This is a genomic window from Donghicola eburneus (genome assembly GCF_900115865.1).
Lineage (GTDB): Bacteria > Pseudomonadota > Alphaproteobacteria > Rhodobacterales > Rhodobacteraceae > Donghicola > Donghicola eburneus.
On sequence record NZ_FOXY01000006.1, the window covers coordinates 1 to 20,374 of the forward strand.

General features: G+C 56.2%; 17 protein-coding genes and 1 pseudogene. 10 read left to right on the plus strand and 8 right to left on the minus strand.

The genetic code is table 11. The features are described from left to right. From BM225_RS11695 to BM225_RS22305, 5 genes and pseudogenes are all read left to right on the plus strand, one after another. A pseudogene (locus BM225_RS11695) lies at positions 1-536 on the plus strand (MFS transporter); the annotation flags it as partial. A 357-nt stretch (positions 537-893) separates the two neighbouring features. After that, the gene (locus tag BM225_RS11705) at positions 894-1,178 is read left to right on the plus strand and encodes a hypothetical protein (RefSeq protein WP_092464429.1); all 285 of its coding nucleotides are present in this window, start codon (positions 894-896) and stop codon (positions 1,176-1,178) included. Positions 1,179-2,311: 1,133 nt separating this feature from the next. Continuing rightward, positions 2,312-3,229 (plus strand): hypothetical protein, encoded by a 918-nt coding sequence (locus BM225_RS11710; RefSeq protein ID WP_143095374.1) that lies wholly within the window; start codon positions 2,312-2,314, stop codon positions 3,227-3,229. Next, on the plus strand, positions 3,226-4,062 hold the full coding sequence (locus tag BM225_RS11715; protein ID WP_092464433.1) for an Lrp/AsnC family transcriptional regulator: 837 nt from the start codon (positions 3,226-3,228) through the stop codon (positions 4,060-4,062). Before BM225_RS11710 ends, BM225_RS11715 begins: the two co-directional genes overlap by 4 nt. Before the next feature lie 376 nt (positions 4,063-4,438). Continuing rightward, positions 4,439-4,561 (plus strand): ParB N-terminal domain-containing protein, encoded by a 123-nt coding sequence (locus BM225_RS22305; RefSeq protein ID WP_276326951.1) that lies wholly within the window; start codon positions 4,439-4,441, stop codon positions 4,559-4,561. A 275-nt stretch (positions 4,562-4,836) separates the two neighbouring features. On the opposite strand, the gene BM225_RS11725 is transcribed toward BM225_RS22305, so the two are convergent. From BM225_RS11725 to BM225_RS11735, 3 genes are all read right to left on the minus strand, one after another. Beyond that, positions 4,837-5,469 carry an alpha/beta family hydrolase gene (locus BM225_RS11725; RefSeq protein ID WP_092464437.1) on the minus strand — a complete coding sequence of 211 codons (633 nt, stop codon included), beginning with the start codon at positions 5,467-5,469 and terminating at the stop codon, positions 4,837-4,839. Between the two features lie 17 nt (positions 5,470-5,486). Next, a complete protein-coding gene (locus BM225_RS11730; RefSeq protein WP_092464439.1) occupies positions 5,487-6,422 on the minus strand; it encodes an MYG1 family protein in 936 nt (311 codons plus the stop codon). A gap of 217 nt (positions 6,423-6,639) precedes the next feature. After that, complete coding sequence (locus tag BM225_RS11735; RefSeq protein ID WP_072702457.1) at positions 6,640-6,951, minus strand: ETC complex I subunit; 312 nt, start codon at positions 6,949-6,951, stop codon at positions 6,640-6,642. Between the two features lie 232 nt (positions 6,952-7,183). On the opposite strand from BM225_RS11735, the gene uvrB reads away from it, so the two are divergent. The 3 genes from uvrB to BM225_RS11750 all read left to right on the plus strand — a co-directional run bounded on the left by uvrB (position 7,184) and on the right by BM225_RS11750 (position 11,214). After that, positions 7,184-9,370, plus strand: a complete 2,187-nt coding sequence (uvrB, locus tag BM225_RS11740; protein WP_092464441.1) for an excinuclease ABC subunit UvrB — start codon at positions 7,184-7,186, stop codon at positions 9,368-9,370. A gap of 359 nt (positions 9,371-9,729) precedes the next feature. Then, positions 9,730-10,245, plus strand: a complete 516-nt coding sequence (locus BM225_RS11745; protein WP_143095375.1) for a hypothetical protein — start codon at positions 9,730-9,732, stop codon at positions 10,243-10,245. Between the two features lie 84 nt (positions 10,246-10,329). Beyond that, positions 10,330-11,214 carry a sulfotransferase gene (locus tag BM225_RS11750; RefSeq protein ID WP_092464445.1) on the plus strand — a complete coding sequence of 295 codons (885 nt, stop codon included), beginning with the start codon at positions 10,330-10,332 and terminating at the stop codon, positions 11,212-11,214. Here the strand turns inward: BM225_RS11750 and BM225_RS11755 are convergent, their stop codons facing one another. From BM225_RS11755 to BM225_RS11765, 3 genes are all read right to left on the minus strand, one after another. Then, positions 11,215-13,506, minus strand: coding sequence for a glycosyl hydrolase family 28-related protein (locus BM225_RS11755; protein ID WP_092464447.1), 2,292 nt, complete (start codon positions 13,504-13,506; stop codon positions 11,215-11,217). Positions 13,507-13,609: 103 nt separating this feature from the next. Beyond that, complete coding sequence (locus tag BM225_RS11760; RefSeq protein WP_092464449.1) at positions 13,610-14,011, minus strand: DUF4864 domain-containing protein; 402 nt, start codon at positions 14,009-14,011, stop codon at positions 13,610-13,612. Between the two features lie 57 nt (positions 14,012-14,068). Further along, positions 14,069-15,646, minus strand: coding sequence for a lysine--tRNA ligase (locus BM225_RS11765; RefSeq protein ID WP_092464451.1), 1,578 nt, complete (start codon positions 15,644-15,646; stop codon positions 14,069-14,071). 171 nt (positions 15,647-15,817) lie between these two features. Between BM225_RS11765 and BM225_RS11770 the strand changes: the two genes are divergently transcribed. Continuing rightward, complete coding sequence (locus BM225_RS11770) at positions 15,818-16,189, plus strand: tellurite resistance TerB family protein (RefSeq protein WP_420809854.1); 372 nt, start codon at positions 15,818-15,820, stop codon at positions 16,187-16,189. On the opposite strand, the gene dacB is transcribed toward BM225_RS11770, so the two are convergent. Further along, positions 16,190-17,686 (minus strand): D-alanyl-D-alanine carboxypeptidase/D-alanyl-D-alanine endopeptidase, encoded by a 1,497-nt coding sequence (gene dacB, locus BM225_RS11775; protein ID WP_092464777.1) that lies wholly within the window; start codon positions 17,684-17,686, stop codon positions 16,190-16,192. Between the two features lie 92 nt (positions 17,687-17,778). Next, on the minus strand, positions 17,779-18,381 hold the full coding sequence (locus BM225_RS11780) for a nicotinate-nucleotide adenylyltransferase (protein ID WP_092464455.1): 603 nt from the start codon (positions 18,379-18,381) through the stop codon (positions 17,779-17,781). A gap of 195 nt (positions 18,382-18,576) precedes the next feature. Between BM225_RS11780 and ettA the strand changes: the two genes are divergently transcribed. After that, positions 18,577-20,244: an energy-dependent translational throttle protein EttA gene (ettA, locus tag BM225_RS11785; RefSeq protein ID WP_092464457.1), complete on the plus strand. Its 1,668-nt coding sequence runs from the start codon at positions 18,577-18,579 to the stop codon at positions 20,242-20,244. The last annotated feature ends 130 nt before the right edge of the window (positions 20,245-20,374 follow it).

Here is a 20,374-nt window from a genome sequence, read left to right on the forward strand (position 1 = left end):
CTGCATTAGCCTTTGTTGCGTTTCGTCTGGTTCAGGCTGTTGGAGCATCGGCCATGCTGGTGGCCACCTTCGCGACCGTGCGCGACGTATATGCCAATCGTCCCGAAGGTGCCGTCATCTACGGCCTTTTCAGTTCGATGCTGGCGTTCGTGCCTGCGCTCGGCCCTATAGCCGGTGCGCTGATCGGCGAGTTTTGGGGATGGCAGGCGATCTTCATCACACTGGCTGCACTGGCTTCGCTCGCACTCTTAAACGCCAGTTTCAGGTGGCATGAAACCCGACCGTTGGATCAGGCCAGAACGCAACGATCTGTTTTGCCGATCTTCGCGAGTCCGGCCTTTTGGGTTTACACGGTCGGATTTAGTGCCGGCATGGGCACATTCTTCGTTTTCTTCTCGACAGCCCCCCGTGTTCTCATAGGCCAAGCCGGCTATTCCGAGATCGGATTTAGCTTGGCCTTCGCGACTGTCGCGCTGGTCATGGTCACGACAACCCGCTTCGCAAAGTCCTTCGTTGCCAAATGGGGTATCGCGGGTATACACTTGAGCGCGAGAACGGAGATTACAAGATTGTTGCTGAGGTAAATATGTAATCGCACGATGCAAAAAAATACCGCAGACGGAGCTTATCACATATTAAGTTGTCTTTCCTGAGCATTGTCGACTTTGGCTTGTCAAAAATGCTGCGTACGGCATCGAAACCCGGTCTGGTGAAGCTGCACCGCGGCGACGAGCCGCCGAGCAATTGGCAGCTCAGAGCCGGAAATTGCAGCCGCCTGACTGCGACAAACAGCTTTTCCAAGACGGAAGAATGTGAAAGCCTCAGCTGAATGATTGGAGAGCGAGCTATTTGGCGGACAGCCGGTCACTCATAACGTACAATGGAGAAGAAGCATGGCGTTTGATACAAAAACAATCGTACTGCACCAAAACGAGTTAGACTTTTTAGGAGGCAACGAGTTTGGTTGGTCTTTCGCGGATGTTGAAGCAGTTGTGAAAAAAGCGTTCGATCAAACGGCTGTTGGCGAACAAACAAATTTCAGAGCTTTTGGCGTGTCTGAAATTGTCGCTGGCAACTCTTATTCTAAGGTTGGATTCGTGGAGACGGATTCTGGCTACTTCACAATCTCTGCGAGCATGCTGGAGCATATCATCGTGACGTTCGCTCGATGGGACTGACCATCTGCTAACCTGCACAGAACGCTCTCATGACGGAAGCTTGGGGACACTATATTCGTCGCCTTCTCGGGCTTGCAATTGAGCGCAGATGGGGCAGTTGCACTGACTGTGTTTGCTATATTGATGACCAACATCATCATAGGGAGCGGCGCAGTCCCCGCCCTTCTCCTGAGGATGACCCGGAAATGTGCCCGGATATCGCGCTTGTAACGAATGTCAGGTCTGACGGTATGCACTGCAGCATCCGACGCCACGAATAGATGTCTCCTTTGGGCCGAGAGTGACATCTGCCGACTGTGAGCACAAGCTTCTGGTGCTGCGCCGCCGCAAGTCCGCTCTCAGCCACAAACGGACTCCTCCCGCTCCACTCATACGACCGCCCCGGTGCTCGCCCGCTTAGTCGAGTCGTCGCCCGTGCGCTTCATCGAGGGCATTCGTCCAGCGCGGTCGGATCAGGACCGTCAGGCCTTTCTCAGCAAGCGCGGGAATTCGAAGGTCGAGACGGGCGGATTGTGTAGACGGTGCAGACCAAGCAAGGCCGCCTGTCAGAGAGCGTCTGTGACTTCGTGCCGCGCATCACGGCAGATGCTCGGTCGAAGCCGCAGCAGGATGCGCGGCTGGTAATAGTGAGGAAGGCAAAGGCGTTGCTGGCGTGTTATTAGCCTTGATCACATCACCTCGATCATGTCTCTGCGCCCGTTTGGAGCCAGTTTGCGTTGGCGACCACGGTGCCACGGCCGCCAACTTAGTTTGCTCACCTTCCCAACACGGCGCTGAATTAGGTCTGAAGACCTCACCTTTTACCTTGATCGTCGGGACCCAAGGAGAAGGTTCTCGGCAGTTCGATGAGAGGGCCCGAAAAACGACGATTCTTGAAGTCGAAATCGCGGCTCCCGGGATTTCAGCATCCCGCTAAGGCGCTCAATATCGAAACTATCAACATCGCTAGCGACAGGATCAGCATTGTCCATTCATACGGGGTCATAATCGTTAGCCTTCAACCTTGTTTCACTGTAGGTTAAATCTCGCTATTGAGGCGTCCGGCATCGAGGCTCTGAGCGTCTGGATTGCTTAATAACGGTCCGGATGTGCGAAGGCAGCGTCCGAAGTTCATGCGCGAGGGCTATGAGACAATGACTGGAAATCAGAAGCTTGTATCTGTAAACCCTATCCGCGCGGCCGAAGCATTCGATAAATGGAAACAGCGTCATAGGCAGATCGAGAACGACGCCGCGAAGGCGTTCTATGATCAAATTGTGTCTCGTGCTTTTGGTTCAAAAAGATCAGGCTTGGGTTTGCCGAGATCTCGCAAGACTTGGAGTGACTGGCGAACTGGGAAGATAAAGACAACAAAAAGTCTTAGCATTGAAGTTTGTTCAGCAATTCATGAAATGACAGGCTGTGATCCTACGGAAGATGGCTTATTCAAGGATCAGACCAGGAATACAACTCAAGCTATTCATTTTCGATCCCTAGCATTAAAAATACTTTCCAACGCCCCATTCGACGGAATGGAGCGCTACGAGGTTTCAGCAACAAGTATCCATTTTAGACTGAGCGAAACCATCGAAGTAGATACAGAGATGACTGGTCGCCGAGGAACTGAGAAGTTTACTCTTGGCAGAGCAAAAGTTGGATTTCGAGAAGCACGTATTACTCTGCAAACAGACGGACAAGTTGTCCAGTCTCTCACCAATTTAGTGCCAAGCAGTCCTCCTGAAAACGGCTCGGTTGATGGTGTTTTTCTTCAGGAACTGCCAGGTGAGCAGAGGCAATGGGTGGTGCAGCCGTTGGATGCGGGATACTTGATTGGATTGATCGCCAATGCGAAACTTGCAATGATTGACTGTAGAAAAGGTGCGAACATAAGAATTTCGATCGGAGCATTTCAGGACGACATGGATGTGAGTTTCCACCCAAATTTTAATAATGAATTGGATCCGATACAGCAATCCCGCGCCAGGAAGCGCATAATCGCTAAAATGGTTCACGATCGGTTAAAGGGCGGCGATGACTTCATCGAGCTAAGCATTGGTGAGGCAATCGCATGAGGAGAAAGGTAAGCTTTGACAAAGAAGGCTCCAATGCCGCCATTGAGATTGTCAACGGAGACATGACGGACCCAGTTGCTGCAGTAGAACGAGTTGGATTAAATCCGCAGGAATTCTTCGAGGGATTTGATTGGTCCGATATGGATTTTCGAAAAAGCGATTTGTCAAATGTTTCCTTTCTTGGTGCCATTCTTGACGGTGTATATCTTTATGAAGATCAACTTCAGACTGTCCTTGATACAAACCCAAAGTCAGTAAAAAATCTGAAGATATTTAGTCGGCCGCCCCCTTTGAGCGCGACGACTGATGGGATTACCGAAGAAAGGTCGTTGAAAGAGAAGCTAGACCCAATTGACAGGGTAATTTTACGTCTTCTGCAAGAAGATGGTCGGCTAACAGCGCAAGAAATGTCTAAATCAATGGGTGTTTCGTCATCTTTCGTGACTCAGAGGGTGAAGCTTCTTGAAGATCACGGCTTGATAAAAGGTTATTGGGCAGATGTAGATGCGGAGAGAGTTGGCATTTCATCGATACTCTTTGCAATGGTGACTTTGAAAGACACATCGGAAAAAGCGCTGTCAGACTTTGAAGCTAGTTCTGCAAGAATTGAGCAAGTGCGTGCCTGCAGCCTGCTTAACGGTGAGATCGATTTTTTGCTGAAATGTATGGTCTTCGACGAGGAGGATGGTCAAAATATAATTGATAGGATTTCAAGAATTGACAACGTCATCAATGTTAAGACTCACTTGGCAATTGGAATGGGAATTAAAAAGCCGGGAATACCACTAGACGTATTGGAAGAGGCACTCGGCCAGCGCAAAACATCAGCGTAGAAAAAAGCCGAGCATGGATAACAGCAAGACACCGCGTCGAAAATGAATGTAAGCGAACTCTTAGCATTTTTACATTCAAAGCACTTTGACCGCCAAAGCAAGATGTGCAACGCGTTTTCCGTTGCGGGGTTGGAAATCGAGAGAGAGGTTCCCAGCTGGCCTGACGCCGAGATATCCTGATGACCAAGCAATAAAATTCACCCTCAGCGCCTCGCGTGACATTTCCTTCGACAAGCTGATTTTGAGCCAGTCGCACGTGTTCCAAGTCAAGGCGGGCGTGTCAATCGAAGTACTGGCGGATGACATCGCTCGGCCGACGCTGCTCAGCTTCACTACCGTGCGGCCCGTACTTGACTAGAGCAACGCCGAGACTGGTATGTACACGATCTCTGCCGATGGGCGGCGGTTCCCGACGCTCGAGCTACTTTTGAAAACAAAGCGCATCAACAAGACCGTGATGGCATCCTGCATTGTGCGTACCCATGGGCTCGCCGAGTAGGACAGCCTGACGAAGGATGTCCAGCGCGCGCTGGTGTATCCGCTCGACCAGTTCTGGTCTAAACAATGCGCTGTGCGACTTTGTTCGGGCACCGCGCAGACACGTGACAATCGTCGACTTCCTGCGCATTGCAGACTTAGGCCTGTAAAAAGTGCTGCGGGATGCCTCGAAAGTCCGGTTTGGTGAAGTTGCACTGCGTCGTTGTGCGATCAGCACAATGTCGGTTTAGGGCCGAAATCACCTTGGCAACCTTCTTCCGATATATTTGACGCAGCTCAGACGCGGGCGCTTGCCCAAGCCTTGGTTCGGCTCGCAAGGGCTTGGAGATGGTCCTCCAAGCTTTTGCCCGTGACGCGCTTACGAGGCTTGAGGTCGTGATCTCCATCTTCGAGCCAGTGCAGTGTGACCGCATCTGACAGGGCGTAGGTCTCGACGACTTCCCGCGTGCCGAAGGGATCTCGGGTTCCTTGGCAGATGAGGGTGGGACAGGTGATGTCCGATAGGTTTTCGCCGCGGCGATTGTCGGGCTTCTTCGGTAGATGGAAAGGAAAGCCGAGGCACAGCAGGCCGTTGATCCGCCCCGCGTCGTAGAGGTCTTCGGCGATCAGGCTTGCTACGCGGCCGCCCATGCTTTTGCCGCCAATGATCAAGGGGCCGTCGCAGGAGAGCGCGTCTATGGCAGACAGGAATTCAGGGGCATAGGTGTCGGCTTTTGCGGGCGGACGCTTGGAGCCGCCCGTGCGACGAGCCGCCATGTAGCTGAATTCGAAACGGGCGACTCGGAAGCCTTGGTCGGCCAGCCCCTCGGCAATCATGCTCATCCAAGGGGTGTCCATCGGGGCGCCGGAGCCGTGGGCGAGGAGGATTGTCGTCCTCCCCTCCTCATCCCCGTTCAGCAGGAACTCCATGGCGCCCTCCAGGCAGGTTAGGCAGCGCTGGTGGCGCGCTCGGCTTCTTTGACAGCCAGTTCCGCCATCTTCAGGGCCGCCTCGCGGCTGCTGGCGACAGCGATGAACAGGCCGTTGTGGCAGAACTTGGCGCCTTTGACGCCGCTGGCTTCTTCGAGCGCTTCGTCGGTCAGGCCGGCCCACGCCGCAGGTAGATCCGCGCGCTGCTCAAAGCTGTCGCCGCTGATGCGGATGCCGCCGATGGACCAATCGTTATCACGGGGATTGATCACGAACAGCAAGTGGTCGGCGCCCGCTGCGTCGATGGCCGAGCGGAATGGCATGCCCATGGGCAGCTCCAGAATGCGCGAGGCGCCTGCGTCTGCGATCGCTTTGGCAACAATGGCCTCTGCGCGGCGCTTGGCGGCTTTCTTGGCGATCGAGGCTTCGACGAAGGCCCCTGCGATCGGCAGCGCCTTGGCAAAGGCCTGATCGTCCGCATCGGGGCTGCGGTTGTCGAACACCGGCTTCAGGCTTTCGAGCAGAACAGAAATCGTCAGCGAGGTCAGAGGGCCCGCCACCGACGGGTTCATGGCGCCGTTGTCCATCAGGTCGATGGGCAGCACAAAGCTCTTCTCGAAGCTGGCGTGGATGTCTTCCAGATGCGCCTCGGGGATGTCGAGCGCACGGAGATAGTCGAGCCCGTAATGCTTCCAGATCAGACCGAAGGAGCTGTAGGGCTGCTCATCTTCGCGGGTGGGCACGGGGCGCTGGTGGTGGTCGAAGATGCGCGCCTCCGCGTCGTAGTCACGGCCCACGTCATAGATGATCTTGCCCTCGCCCGGGGTGATCCATGCGGTGTCGCGGGTGCGGACCAGTTCGGCCTCGGGGAAGAGGCGGGTCAGGATGACCGAGGACAGCAGTTCGTCCGCGTGAAAGCCGCCACTGTGGGTTACGAGGTGGGTAATGGTCATCTGGGTCACTCTGACAGGTCAGGAAATGCAAGGGGCGACCGGTGGGGTCGCCCTGAGGAAGTCATGTTCTGGGGTGTTTCAACGGCGTCAAAACTAAAATCAAGATATTGTGGCCGGCGGGCGGTTTCGCCTAAATCTGGGGATTCCACTCAGTTCAAACGATACTTCGCGAGATCTTTGCCCCGATTTCGCGACAACTTTACCCCGATTTACAAAGTTAGTGGGTCCACGCACCGCGGCGGTTGGTGGCGAAGTTTTCTCCATAGCCGCCCTTGCGGATGTTTGCTTTGCGGGGCTTGGGCTCGATCACTTGGGCGTCGATGCCATGCTCTTCGGCGTATTCCATCGCGGCTTCTTTGGTCGAGAAGCGCAGCTTGACCTGGCTCTGGGTGTCTGCCGAAGAGGTCCAGCCCATCAAAGGGTCGACTTCGCGAGCGCTGGCCTGAACGAATTCCAGAATCCATTCTTTGCTTTTCGCGGTGCCCGAGGACATGGCCGTTTTGGCCGGACGATAGATGCGTGCGCGCATGGGATGCCTCCTTAGAGTTCGGTTTCTTATCCAGAAATCGGGCGCCTTGCGCAAGTCCTGAACGGCGATTCAGCGCGCGCATTGACCGTCTTCTTGGCTTTTCTGTACCGGTGCCTCTGAAAACCGACCGGAGCCGTTGCAAGAGAGGGCAGAAATCGCGATCAATTCGGCCTCTGCCCTTGAAAGGGAACAAAAAGAGGACAAGATATGCCCTGACCAAACGGAGACCTCCATGCACAACAATCGCCCCGATACTTTCTCGATGCAGAATGCTGCTCCACAGCGCCGCGAGAAGCTGGAAGGGGGTAAGCGTTTCGAGATGCATACGGAATTTGCGCCAGCAGGGGACCAGCCCACAGCGATCAAGGAGTTGGCGGGCGGCGTGCTGGATGGCGAACGGGATCAGGTTCTGCTGGGGGCCACTGGTACGGGTAAGACCTTTACCATGGCTAAGGTGATCGAGGAGACCCAGCGCCCTGCCATTATCTTGGCTCCGAACAAAACACTGGCCGCGCAGCTCTATGGCGAGTTCAAAGGATTTTTTCCCGAGAACGCAGTCGAGTATTTCGTGTCCTACTACGACTATTACCAGCCCGAGGCCTATGTGCCGCGCTCGGACACCTATATCGAAAAAGAGAGCCAGATTAACGAGCAGATCGACCGGATGCGCCACTCGGCCACGCGGGCTCTGCTAGAGCGGGACGATGTGATCATCGTGGCCTCGGTCTCTTGTATTTACGGTATCGGTTCGGTCGAAACCTATAACGCGATGACGCAAGACATGCATGTTGGTCAAGAATATGATCAAAGGCAGGTGATTTCCGATCTGGTGGCGCAGCAGTACCGCCGGAATGACCACGGGTTCCAACGCGGAAGCTTTCGCGTGCGTGGCGACGTACTGGAAGTTTGGCCAGCACACCTTGAGGACCGCGCATGGCGCATGAGCTTTTTTGGTGAAGAGCTTGAAGCTTTGACGGAATTTGACCCGCTGACTGGTGAAAAGACGGACACGTTCGAGCGTATCAGGATTTACGCGAACTCTCACTATGTGACCCCGCGTCCGACGATGAAGCAGGCGATCATCGGGATTAAGGACGAGCTGCGCAAACGGCTCGATCAATTGGTTGGTGACGGCAAGCTGCTTGAGGCACAGCGTCTGGAGCAACGCACCAATTTTGATTTGGAGATGCTGGAAGCCACTGGGGTCTGCAACGGGATCGAAAACTATTCTCGCTATCTCACCGGCCGTGCACCAGGCGAGCCGCCGCCGACCCTGTTCGAATTCATCCCCGACAACGCAATTGTTTTCGCGGACGAAAGTCACGTCTCTGTGCCCCAGATCGGCGCGATGTACAAAGGTGACTTTAGGCGCAAAATGACGCTCGCGGAACACGGGTTCCGCTTGCCCTCCTGCATGGATAACCGCCCACTGAAGTTCGAGGAATGGGACGCCATGCGTCCGCAGTCCGTGTTCGTCAGCGCGACCCCCGCCGCGTGGGAGATGGAGCAATCCGGCGGCGTCTTTGCTGAGCAGGTGATCCGTCCGACGGGCCTGCTGGACCCGCTGGTCGAAATCCGTCCTGTCGACACGCAAGTTGATGATTTGCTGGATGAAATTCGGAGAGTCTCGCAGGAGGGGTATCGGACGCTCGCGACCGTTCTAACCAAGCGCATGGCCGAAGACTTGACCGAGTATCTTCACGAGCAGGGCATTCGTGTACGCTATATGCACAGCGATATCGACACGATCGAGCGGATCGAAATTCTGCGAGATCTGCGTCTTGGGGCGTTTGATGTGCTGGTCGGGATCAACCTGTTGCGAGAGGGTCTCGATATCCCAGAATGTGGATTGGTCGCGATCTTGGATGCCGACAAAGAGGGCTTCTTGCGATCCGAAACCTCATTGATCCAGACCATCGGTCGTGCCGCGCGAAACGCCGAAGGCAAGGTGATCATGTACGCTGACCGGATGACCGGCAGCATGGAGCGTGCACTCGCGGAAACCAACCGACGCCGTGAAAAGCAAATTGCTTATAACGAAGAGCATGGGATTACACCCGAGACGGTCAAGAAGAACGTCGATGACGTGCTTGCTGGCCTATACCAAGGCGACACCGATATGTCGCGCGTGACGGCGACCATCGACAAAAAGCAGCAGGGCAGCAACATGCAGGCTGTCATGGAAGGCTTGCGGAACGACATGCGCAAGGCAGCCGAAAATCTCGAATTCGAAGAAGCTGCCCGTCTGCGCGATGAGCTGAAGCGATTGGAAGCTGTCGATCTGGTAATTGCGGACGATCCGATGGCGCGCCAATCTGCGATCGACGCTGCGCAAGACGAAGCAGTAAAAGCCCGCGGGCGCAGCACCGCAGGCCGACCGGGTCAACGAGGTGGCAACGTGAAGCGCCGCAAAAGATAGGGACTTTGGTTCCTACCTCAGATCAGCGGGACAAATGGGACGCCGCACCCCGCCAAGGCCAAAAGTCCCGCGATCAAAATTAGTTTTTGCATGATGCCTGCCTTTTCTTGTGAGTTTGCCGCACACTGGCAGCAGAAAAGTCGCGGTTCAATGTGATCTTGTGATAGCGTGCCCCCGCCATTAGGCGTCTGTTAACCAAGAGCGCGCACCCTGCCCTTATGTGGCGGTGTGCGGTTTTCTTATTTGCTCTTTGGACAGGCCCGTGTCTCGCGGGCCCTTGGCCGCGCGAGGCCGGCACATTCTTCCTGTCGACTGGACTGAACTCTGAGCCTGCTGCATCGCTGTATCTGGAATACGGTTTGGGCAACGACTGGACGGTCGGTGTCGACGCCTATGGCACCTGGAGCTACACGGGCCATGCTGCGGCCTTTGCCAGCCGCTCCTTTGCCCTGCCGCGCGGCCTGCAATTTGCCACCGAAGCCGCTGTGGTTATGCGCTCTGACGGGATGGTTCCTTTGGATCCATGGGGGCAAAACTATGGTTTGGATGTTTCAGGTCCCGATTTACGGATTGGCGCGTCATTGGGGCGCGGGATTGATATCATGTCGGGCGGATGGGCGACGGCGGCGTCCTCGATGACCTTTGGGGATGTCCAGAGCCAGAAGTTTGAGCTAACCCTCGGCGTCTCGCCGTCGAAGTGGTCCAAAGTCTACGGACAACTGCAGGGCACCCAAAACACTTGGGGGCAGATTTGGCGCGCGGAGACCGTCGCAGGGTTAAAAATCTCGGATTCTCACGAATTTTTACTTAGCTTTAACGCCCCGTTCGGAGAGGGCGAGACTAGGATCGGTTTGCAACTATGGCAAACCTTTTGAATGTTAGCGGCACAGCGACGGTAAGCTGCTTTGACCTAATGCCGTTTTGCAATAGAGTAGAAGCAAAAGCAGAACGGGCACCGCATGCGCAAACAACCTACGGTTTTGATCGGTCTGGGGGCCACCAAGTCGGGCACGACGTGGCTCTACCATTATCTTGCTGATCATCCTCAATGCCATGTGCGGTCGCGAAAAGAGTTGCATTACTTTGACAATCTTGACCCCGAAGGCTTGGAGAAAGAGCGCCAAAAGGTCGCCCGCAAAGCCGAAGAGCTTGGGCGCCGTGCGGAGACAGCCAAAGGCGGGATGCGAGCGCGGGTCCGCGAGCGTTTCGATGATGCGTTGGATTGGTTGCTGGTTCTAAACGAAGACGACGAAGATCGCGACTACGCCTATCTGTGTTTTCTCAAGGCTGGCCGTCAGGGTAAGCCGGTTGTGGCTGACATCACCCCGTCCTACGGAATTCAGTCCGAAGAAGTGTATCGCCGGATGATCGGCCTGACTGACGATGTCCGCTTTCTCTACCTAATGCGGGATCCGGTGGCGCGGCTATGGAGTCACGTGCGAATGAACGCCGAAAAGGCAAAGAAAAAGAAGCCGTTTGATGTGCACTGCGCAGAGATGCTGCAGTCGGCTTTGGCTGGAGATTTGCCCGAAATGCGAGCGCGGGGTGACTATGCCACGGCCCTAGAGCGCGCGAGCACCTTGCCCGAGGGTAAATTTCTGGCGGTGTTCTATGAGGACATTTTTGAGAAGGAGGGGCTGGAGCGGATTTGTGCGTTCGCTGGTCTGGACTTTGTGCCAGCTGATCTGTCGGTCAAGCACCATGAAGGCAAGTCTCTGAGAATGACAGCGGAACAGGAACGCGCTGCGTTTGAAATCCTGCGCCCGCAATACGAGGCCGTCCGCGAGAAAATGGGCACCCTGCCCCGCAAGTGGCAGGACAGGGTTAAGCAATTTTCGAGTTGATTAGATCGGCGCATCGACGCGCGTGGTCAATGTCACGCGCCCTTTCAGCGCTGTGGGCCAGACCAGCTTGATCTTGTCTCCGTCGGCACCTTGCTCGGTTTGGCTGTAGGGCGTGGCCCACGACACCGTACCTTCCGAAGTCTTTAGGGGTCCCTCAGCGATCACTCCTTCGACAGAACGCGCACGCCCTTTGAACGGCAGGTTCTCCCCGCAGTCGACGGTCCACGTTTCTGCAGCCGTATTTTGATCGGCCTTGATAACGAGTGGGTTGCGGATCTGCGCGGTCACAGCGTTGAAGGCGTTTCCTTGGACCATCACGTTGTAGGTGCGGTCGAGTTCAAGCGTGGAAAAGGTCGTGTCAATTTCCTCGACCCGGTCAATGTTGCCATTCAGCGCGCGAAAGACGTTGTTGCCCATGGTCAGACCATTCAGGAAATGCCCGATCCCATGTGGCCGCAGGATCAGAAAACGGAACGCAGAGGACACGTCATTGACGGTAAAGATGTTGCCGTTGATGGTCAGGCCACCAAAGGAAAACTCGTCGCTTTGTTCAGGCGCTTGATCGTGCTCGTTGGCCCATAGGATGTAGTTGTTGTCGATATAGTTGCCTGTGATCGTGGTTTTGCAGTTGGTCTTACTCAGGATCAGTCCGGCAGAGCGGATGCCGTTCGACGCGCTGTCCCCTTGGAACCAGTGATTACCAGAGATCATGTTGCCAGCGCCCGCCAATACAATGCTGTGCTTGAAATGCACGAAGCGATTGTCGCGAACCTTCACATCGTTGCCAGTTGCGTTCATCGCGATGCTGATGCGTTCAGGCACGGTCAGAGGGCTTTCGTCCGACAGAAATTGGCAACGGTCCACCATCATGCCCTGACATCCCTCGCCGGGCGAGGTTAACGCGCGGTTCTTCGGACGGGTAAACACACAATCCCTTATGTGCAATCCAATGCCCGCAGGCGCGATCATCAATCCGCTCGCACGCCCGTTACAGCGAAACTCAATATCCGACAGGCTGAACTTTGCCAGATTGCCAAAACCGCTGAAGTCGAGCAGGTATTTATACCGCCGGAATGTGAAATTCTGTGTGCCCTCAGCATCGTAGAGCGGGCAGTTGAGCCGAACGGTGTTTGTCGCCACATCAACCGAGCGGACATAGACCTCGCGTCCGACACCGACACCTTCGACCAACGCCCCGACGGGAATATTCGCAACATTCTCAACGCTTTCTAGAAAATATGCGTTATCAGGATCATAGGTGGCGATTGAGGTCAGAACCTCATCGTCCCAATCCGGGGAATTGGCGGCTTCAATCTGTCCGTTCTTGATAACTCGGCGCGTCGCATAGCTGTCGCGATTGGGCACGGCTGCTTGCATATCGAGCGGCTCTGTCAATTGAACGCTTCGGCCGCCAAGGTCCAAGCTGTCGTGAGAGCCACTGTTCAGAAGTGCTTGAAAAGCTTTGGCAAAGCCCTGTGCTTCGGAACCAAAAGCGTCAGCGTAGGTCGGAAGGTCCAGATCGCGCTGTAGGATCAGAATTGCGTCGGTGGGCATAGCGATCTGGCCCGCAATGCGGACAGGGCTTTTGATCGTCACGCTATCGCCGAGCCAATATGTACCCGGTGAAACGTAAACCGCTCGGCCCTCGGCTGCATCATCAGCCGCCAGAAACGCGGGGCTATCGTCTGTCGTGCCATCGCCGACAGCACCAAAATCACGGACATCAACTGCGCCGACAAGCTGTGGGAGGAACAGAGCCGTCGCGTCTTCTATGATAACGTCGTCAATCCGTACAACACCACCGTTCCCGCCAGTTAGGTCGAAGCCAAAGTGACCTTTGACAGCCCCCATGCCCCAAACCATGTCGACTCCAGCGCGGCTGCCCGTTCCGACAATCCCACTGATCTCTGTGATTTGGCCGTACTCGCTCAGTGCTTTCGAAGGGCCGATAGCGGTGAGCCCTGCAATGGCGGTGCCAGCGCTGTCCACAGGAGTGCCCGCTACACGCACTTCGGGCAAGGTGCCAGAAATCGCTTTGACCCGGATGCGGATGCGCAGATACCGGCCAGCGGCCATGTCGGTAGGAACCAGACAACGAACACGCTGCGTGCTTGAAGTCTTCACAATTTCGAGACAGCTGCCGAAGTCCCCATCACCGGGCACAAGTGCGATGCCTCCGACGCTTTCGAGCGTATCATTGCTGCTTAGGCCATCACCAGAAGACCAGTTGAAAAGACCGTCCGAAAAAGCAACGGGCTTCAACTCGTCGGGCGTCATGTAAGCAATCGTCATGTATTTTCCCTTTTTCCGCAGGGCGCGCAACTCGCGCGCTTTGGTCAAAGGGAAGTATCAACAGCGCTTTAACCGGAACTTGCGGCAGCGTACGCTTAGCGGTTCAGGCGATCGCGCCGTCAGAGTCCAGCAGGCGAACGCCGTCGATTTGCCATTCGTTTTCAATCTGGATCATCTTGTATTCCAGCACGTGCACCTTACCAGACTTGTCTTCGATCATGACGGGTTGGAAAATGCGGCCGTCCCGCTCTTCGATATCCAGGAAAACAACGGCTCCGGGGCGCCAAACCATGGGATAGCCATGCTGCACCATGTGCCCGAACATCTCGGGATTGCGGAACACATTCTTGATGGTGGGGCTGGCATAATCATACGCCGTCGCAAAATCGTCAGACTTGAACGCGTCCAACTGGCTGCGGATGGTTTGACGGATGTCGTCTGATTGCGCGACCGCACCCATGGCCAGTCCTAGCCAGAGTGCTGCCGCAAGCGTGAGTGTTTTCATGGCACGCCTCCTCTCCTCTAATAGACGAGGTAGCGCGCCATTTGGTTTCAGCCAGTACTAGCCGAGGTTGCCCGCGAGGCCCTGTTCGATCAAAGAAGCGGTCTCGTTCAGGCCATACAGAGCGATAAAGCCGCCGAAACGGGGGCCTTGGCTTTGACCCAGCAGCACTTCGTAGATCGCTTTGAACCAGTCGCGCAGGTTCTCGAAGTTGTGGTCTTTGCCAACCGCGAACACAAGGCTTTGCAGCTCTTCAGCGTCGTTCGCACCTTCATAGGACTTCAGACGACCCAGCAGATCCTCAAGCGCTGCACGTTCCTGATCGTCGGGCGCGCGGAAGGTCTTCGTGGGCTTCACGAAATCATTGTAGTAGCGCACGGCAAAACCGGCAGCGGCGTCCAGATCAGGGTGGGTTTTCGCAGTCGCTTCAGGCGCATAGCGGCGGATAAAGCCCCACATGGTCTCTTTGTCTTGGGCACCAGCTGCCGACGCGAGATTCAACAGCATCGAGAACGGAACGACCATTTTGGACTCGGGAACATTTCCGCCGTGAATATGGAAAACAGGGTTGTTCACTCGCTTGTCTGCGTCCTGATCGACATAGGCGCGCAGCTGCTGGTGATACTCGTCCATCGCCTTGGGGATCACGTCGAAGTGCATACGCTTCGCGGTTTTGGGCTTCTGGTACATGAAGTACGACAGGCTCTCGGTCGAGGCATAGGTCAGCCATTCGTCGATCGACAGACCGTTGCCTTTGGACTTCGAAATTTTTTCGCCGTTCTGGTCAAGAAACAGTTCGTAGGTGAAGTGCTCGGGCGGACGCACGCCAAGGGTCCGGCAGATGCCGTCATAGATCGGCGTATTGGTGCTGTGGTCCTTGCCGTACATCTCGAAGTCAACGGATAGAGCCGCCCAACGGGCGCCGAAGTCGGGCTTCCACTGCAGCTTCACGTTGCCGCCAGTCACTGGCAGGGTCCACTCTTTCCCATCTTCGTCATCGAACGTCACGGTGCCATTTGCGGCGTCAACGTTCTTCATCGGCACGTACAGCACGCGGCCGGTTTCAGGGTGGATCGGCAAGAAGATCGAGTATGTCGCCGCACGCTCTTCGCGCAGAGACTTCAGCATGATCTTCATCAGGTCATCGTACTTCTCAGCGGCGCGCAGTAGGATCTCGTCGAACTGGCCAGACCTGTAAAACTCGGTCGCCGAATAGAATTCGTAGTCAAAACCAAACGTGTCGAGGAAACGGCGTAGCATCGCGTTGTTGTGTGCGCCAAAGCTATCGAATTCCTCGAACGGGTCGGGGACGGCAGTTAACGGCTTCTGGATGTTCGCGTGCAGTAGCTCTTGGTTCGGAACGTTCTCTGGCACTTTGCGCATGCCGTCCATGTCGTCAGAGAAACAGATCAGACGGGTCGGGATATCGCTGATGAGCTCAAACGCGCGGCGGATCATCGTGGTACGTGCGACCTCGCCAAAAGTGCCGATGTGCGGCAGACCCGACGGGCCGTAGCCGGTTTCGAATAGAACATAGCCCTTTTCCGGCGGCGCCTTTTCATAGCGTTTCAGCAGCCGGCGCGCTTCTTCAAAGGGCCAGGCTTTCGAACGCATCGCGGCTTCGCGCAGATCAGACATTTTCCATTACTCCATCAATAGCGCGTCATTGTCGCGCGCAATTGTGCCCTCCCTATTGCGAGGTGGATCATGCGTCAATATTCTCTGGTGACAAGGCCGAATTTGAAAGGACAGACCGTGACCGAAGACGTGCAACACATTATCAGCCCTCAGGACGCCCTCGTGGCGACGATGGTTGCGATTTCGGCCTCGGACGAGAATATGCGCACCGCTGAGTTGGTGGAAATTCAAAATGCGGTCAACATGTTACCTGTGTTCGCGGAATACGACACTGATCGCATTCCGCGCATCACTCAGTTGGTATTCGAGCTTTTTGAGCAGGAGGACGGACTGGATGCACTCTTTGGTCTGATCCGCGAGGCGTTGCCGAATAAGTTGAACGAAACAGCTTATGCTCTGGCCTGTGATGTGGCTGCTGCGGACGGCCATCTGTATGAGACGGAACTTCGCCTGCTAGAGGAAATGCGCTACGAGTTGAACATTGACCGCCTTCATGCCGCAGCGATTGAGCGCGGCGCGCGTGCGCGCCACATGACCGAGTAGTCAGCTGTCGTAGACGACGCCCCAGCGGCGGATCAGGCTCTTTTGCAATGCTCGCGCCCGCCGGTTCCAAGCTCTACCACCCGGCGGGTTTTCTTTTTGGTATTCGGCCAGGCTGTTGCGGCGTGGCAGATCGGCGGCAAATATCGCAAAGGTCAGATCGCGTCCGCTGGCCGTTGTTATGTAACCACCAAGACCACTTGCAAAGTTCAGGGTGCCTGTCTTGGCATGGACTTTCAGTAGATGGGTTGGAATTGGTTTTCCGTTCTTGTCCGGGATCGCGACCGGCTTCATCAAATCCGGCAGCAACCCTTGCTGAACGGGCCCCGCATAAGCCTGTGCGAGGCTTGATGCCGTCACTCGCGAAGCGTCGCCGAGCCCGGAGTGATCCACAAACTTGCAGCCCTTCATCCCTAGACGCGCTTCGGCCCAAGCTGACATCAACCGTGCCGATGCGCGCAAACTTCTCACTTGGCCATTGCGCTTTAGGCTAGCCGTCAGACCCACCACCTCTGCGGTGATGTTCGTTGAGTATTTTAGGCAATCCTTCACCACGTCGCGCAGTGGGGCACTGCTGAGCTGCGCCAGAACGCTGCCACTTGGTGCACTACGTGCGATCTTCGGTGCGGGCAGTTTGATCCCCTGACTGCGGGCAAACGTCTGGAAGACTTCGCCTGCGTAGAGTTCTGGCTTGCGCACAGGCAGCCAGCGCGCCCCACCGTTACCTAAGGCACCGCTCGCGACCGTCCAAGCATCCGCGCCGCCCAAATCCGTGTAGCCAAAAACAGGAAGGTCGCGTTGGACGACACTGATTTTCGCCATGCTCACATCAGGGCGATACGCGTTTGACCGGGCATCCATCGTCAACGCGTAGCCACTTTTTCCACGACGCCACTCGAAATGGACGCGGTTATAATTCAGGTTTAGCCCCGATACGGTCGGGTTGTATCCCGCGTGATCCGGTTGATCGTCGTCGATCTGCAACTCGAAGGGGAGCGCGCCTCCGTAAACCAGAAAACGGCCAGTGACCTCTCGGATACCTGCGGCCTTCAGCTGTTGGGCAAGATCCGCCAACCCGTCGGTATCCAATGTTGGATCGCCGCCTCCTGCCAGAACCAGATCGCCTTGGACAACGCCGCCCGATACCGCGCCTACGGCAATGACGCGCGTATGAAAGCGATAACCCGCGCCCAATGTTTCGAGTGCGTAGATCGCGGTCACAGATTTCGCCACGCTAGCAGGGGGTAAACCGCCAGCCACATCGCGCGCTTCTAGGATCTGACCGGTCTTGGCATCCGCGACGGCGTAAATCACCTGCCCCGAAACACCAGACTCTGTCAGCAGAGCGTCGGCTGCGGGCATCGCCACTTTGGTTCCGCCGGCCGGACGCATTTGCGGGCGCAAAGACTGGACCAGCCCTGCGGCATTTGCCGTTCCGGTCTGAAGCGCGGTAGCCCCAAGGGCACCAACAAAGAAGCGACGGGAAATTGTCTGTACCATGCGCACACTAAAAACGCAGGGTTTTGCGGCGACAAGCTGAAAGTGACACTTGCCGGCCAGTTTTGCGGACACCGACGAAAAAGTGAAGCGGCCTAGTGCGGCCACCTGCCGGATTTGCGTAGCTCGGTCGAGGATTCGCCGCGCATCGGGATGTTCACAAAACACCAACGCGGCGCGGGCCCCTGCCCCAGTAGACGGCTGTCGCTCATGTCGAGCCTTGCCTTTTCGAACACCCGTGCCGTTTTGCTGAAACGGGCGGACATACGATCGCCGGGACGGGCCAGAACGCCGACAGGAACCATCTTCACGATGTCTTGCCAGCGATCCCAACGATGGAAGCCCGCCAGATTATCTGCACCCATGAGCCAGACAAACCGCGCTTGGGGCAGCAGCATTTGCAGGCGCTTCAAAGTTTCGGCGGTATAACGGGTGCCGATCTGCGCCTCGAAGTCCGATATCTGGACCCGTGGGTGGTCCATTAGGCTCCGGGCCGCTGCAACGCGGTCCGCTATGGGCGCAGGCCCTTTTGCTTTCAACGGGTTGCCTGGACTCACCAGCCACCAGACCTGATCCAGCCCGAAGCGTTTCAGGGCCTCTCTGGTGATTTGTGCATGCCCCTGATGCGGGGGGTCAAAGGACCCGCCAAGCAATCCGATCACCTGACCGGGTGCAACATAAGGCAATTTGTAAGGCATGCAGGCTTCCGTAAAAAACCGGGTCATAAACCCGAGCATAGCTCCGAGTGTCAAGCCAAGCTGGGCCACCGTGTTCAACCATCACAGATTGGCGCTGTAGAAATGCTGTTGAATAGCTTTCTTTGATTGCCCCTGCGCGGCCCCTTGGATATGACTCCGCCCCAAACCCAGATTACCTGCAAGGAGCGGAAGCCCATGGCATCCTATCAATACGTCTACCACATGGACGGCGTGTCCAAGTCCTATCCCGGTGGCAAGAAGTGCTTTGAAAACATCCGCCTCTCGTTCCTGCCCGGCGTGAAAATCGGTGTTGTCGGCGTCAACGGTGCCGGTAAATCGACGCTGCTGCGCATTATGGCTGGCATCGACAAGGATTTCTCCGGCGAGGCATGGGCGGCCGAAGGCGCGCGCGTTGGCTACCTGCCGCAGGAGCCACAGCTAGACGAGTCGCTGACGGTTCGCGAGAACGTTATGCTCGCCGTCGCTGAGAAGAAGGGCAAGATCGACCGCTTCAACGAAATCGCCATGCAGATCGCCGAGGATTACACCGACGAGCTGATGGAAGAGATGACCGTCTTGCAGGACCAGATCGACGCAGAAAACCTGTGGGAACTGGACAGCCAGATTGACGTCGCGATGGAAGCGCTGCGCTGCCCGCCTGATGATGCGGACGTGTCGAAACTGTCCGGCGGTGAAAAGCGCCGCGTTGCCCTGTGCAAACTGCTGCTCGAAGCGCCCGACATGCTGCTGCTCGACGAACCGACCAACCACCTTGATGCGGAAACCATCGCGTGGCTGCAGCAGCACTTGATCGACTACAAAGGCACCATCCTCTGCGTCACTCACGACCGTTACTTCCTAGATGACATCACAGGCTGGATTCTGGAACTAGACCGTGGTCGTGGCATCCCCTACGAGGGCAACTACTCGGCATGGCTGGAGCAGAAAGCCAAGCGTCTCGAGCACGAAGCGCGCGAAGACAAAGCCAAGCAGAAAACCCTTGAGCGCGAACTTGAGTGGATGCGTCAGGGCCAAAAAGCCCGTCAGGCGAAGTCCAAAGCGCGTATCGCGGCCTATAACGAAATGGCCAGCCAGTCCGAGCGTGAAAAGGTCGGCAAAGCACAGATCGTTATCCCGAACGGTCCTCGTCTGGGTTCCAAGGTTATCGAGGTCGAGAACATCCAGAAGGCCTACGGCGATAAGCTGCTGGTCGAAGGTCTGAACTTCTCGCTGCCGCCGGGCGGTATCGTCGGCGTGATTGGTCCCAACGGCGCCGGTAAATCGACCCTGTTCAAGATGCTGACCGGTCAGGAACAGCCCGACAGCGGTTCGGTGAGCTATGGTGACACGGTCAAACTGTCCTACGTAGACCAGTCGCGCGACGATCTGAACGCCGATGACACCGTGTGGGAAGCTATCTCGGGTGGCGCAGAGCTGATCGAACTGGGGGATGCCTCGGTGAACAGCCGCGCGTACTGCTCCTCCTTCAACTTCAAGGGCGGTGATCAGCAGAAGAAAGTTGGCCTGCTGTCGGGTGGTGAACGCAACCGTGTCCACATGGCTCGCCTGTTGAAAGAAGGCGGCAACGTGCTGTTGCTTGACGAACCTACCAACGACTTGGACGTGGAAACCCTGCGTGCTCTGGAAGACGCTCTGGTGGATTTCGCGGGCTGCGCGGTTGTCATCTCGCACGACCGTTTCTTCCTCGACCGTATTTGTACCCACATCCTCGCATTCGAGGGTGAGGCGCACGTTGAATGGTTCGAAGGCAACTTCGAAGATTACGAAGAGGACAAGAAGCGCCGTCTCGGTCCCGACGCGCTGGAGCCCAAGCGCATCAAGCACAAGAAGTTCTCGCGCTAATCCGCGACAATTTCGGCGAAATCATGCGAACCGGAGGTGCTGCGAAGTATCTCCGGTTTTGCATGGGTTGAACAGAGCGCCCGTCTGAAGCAATCTGTTTCTGTATTGTTATCAGTTTTCCGGAGTTTGC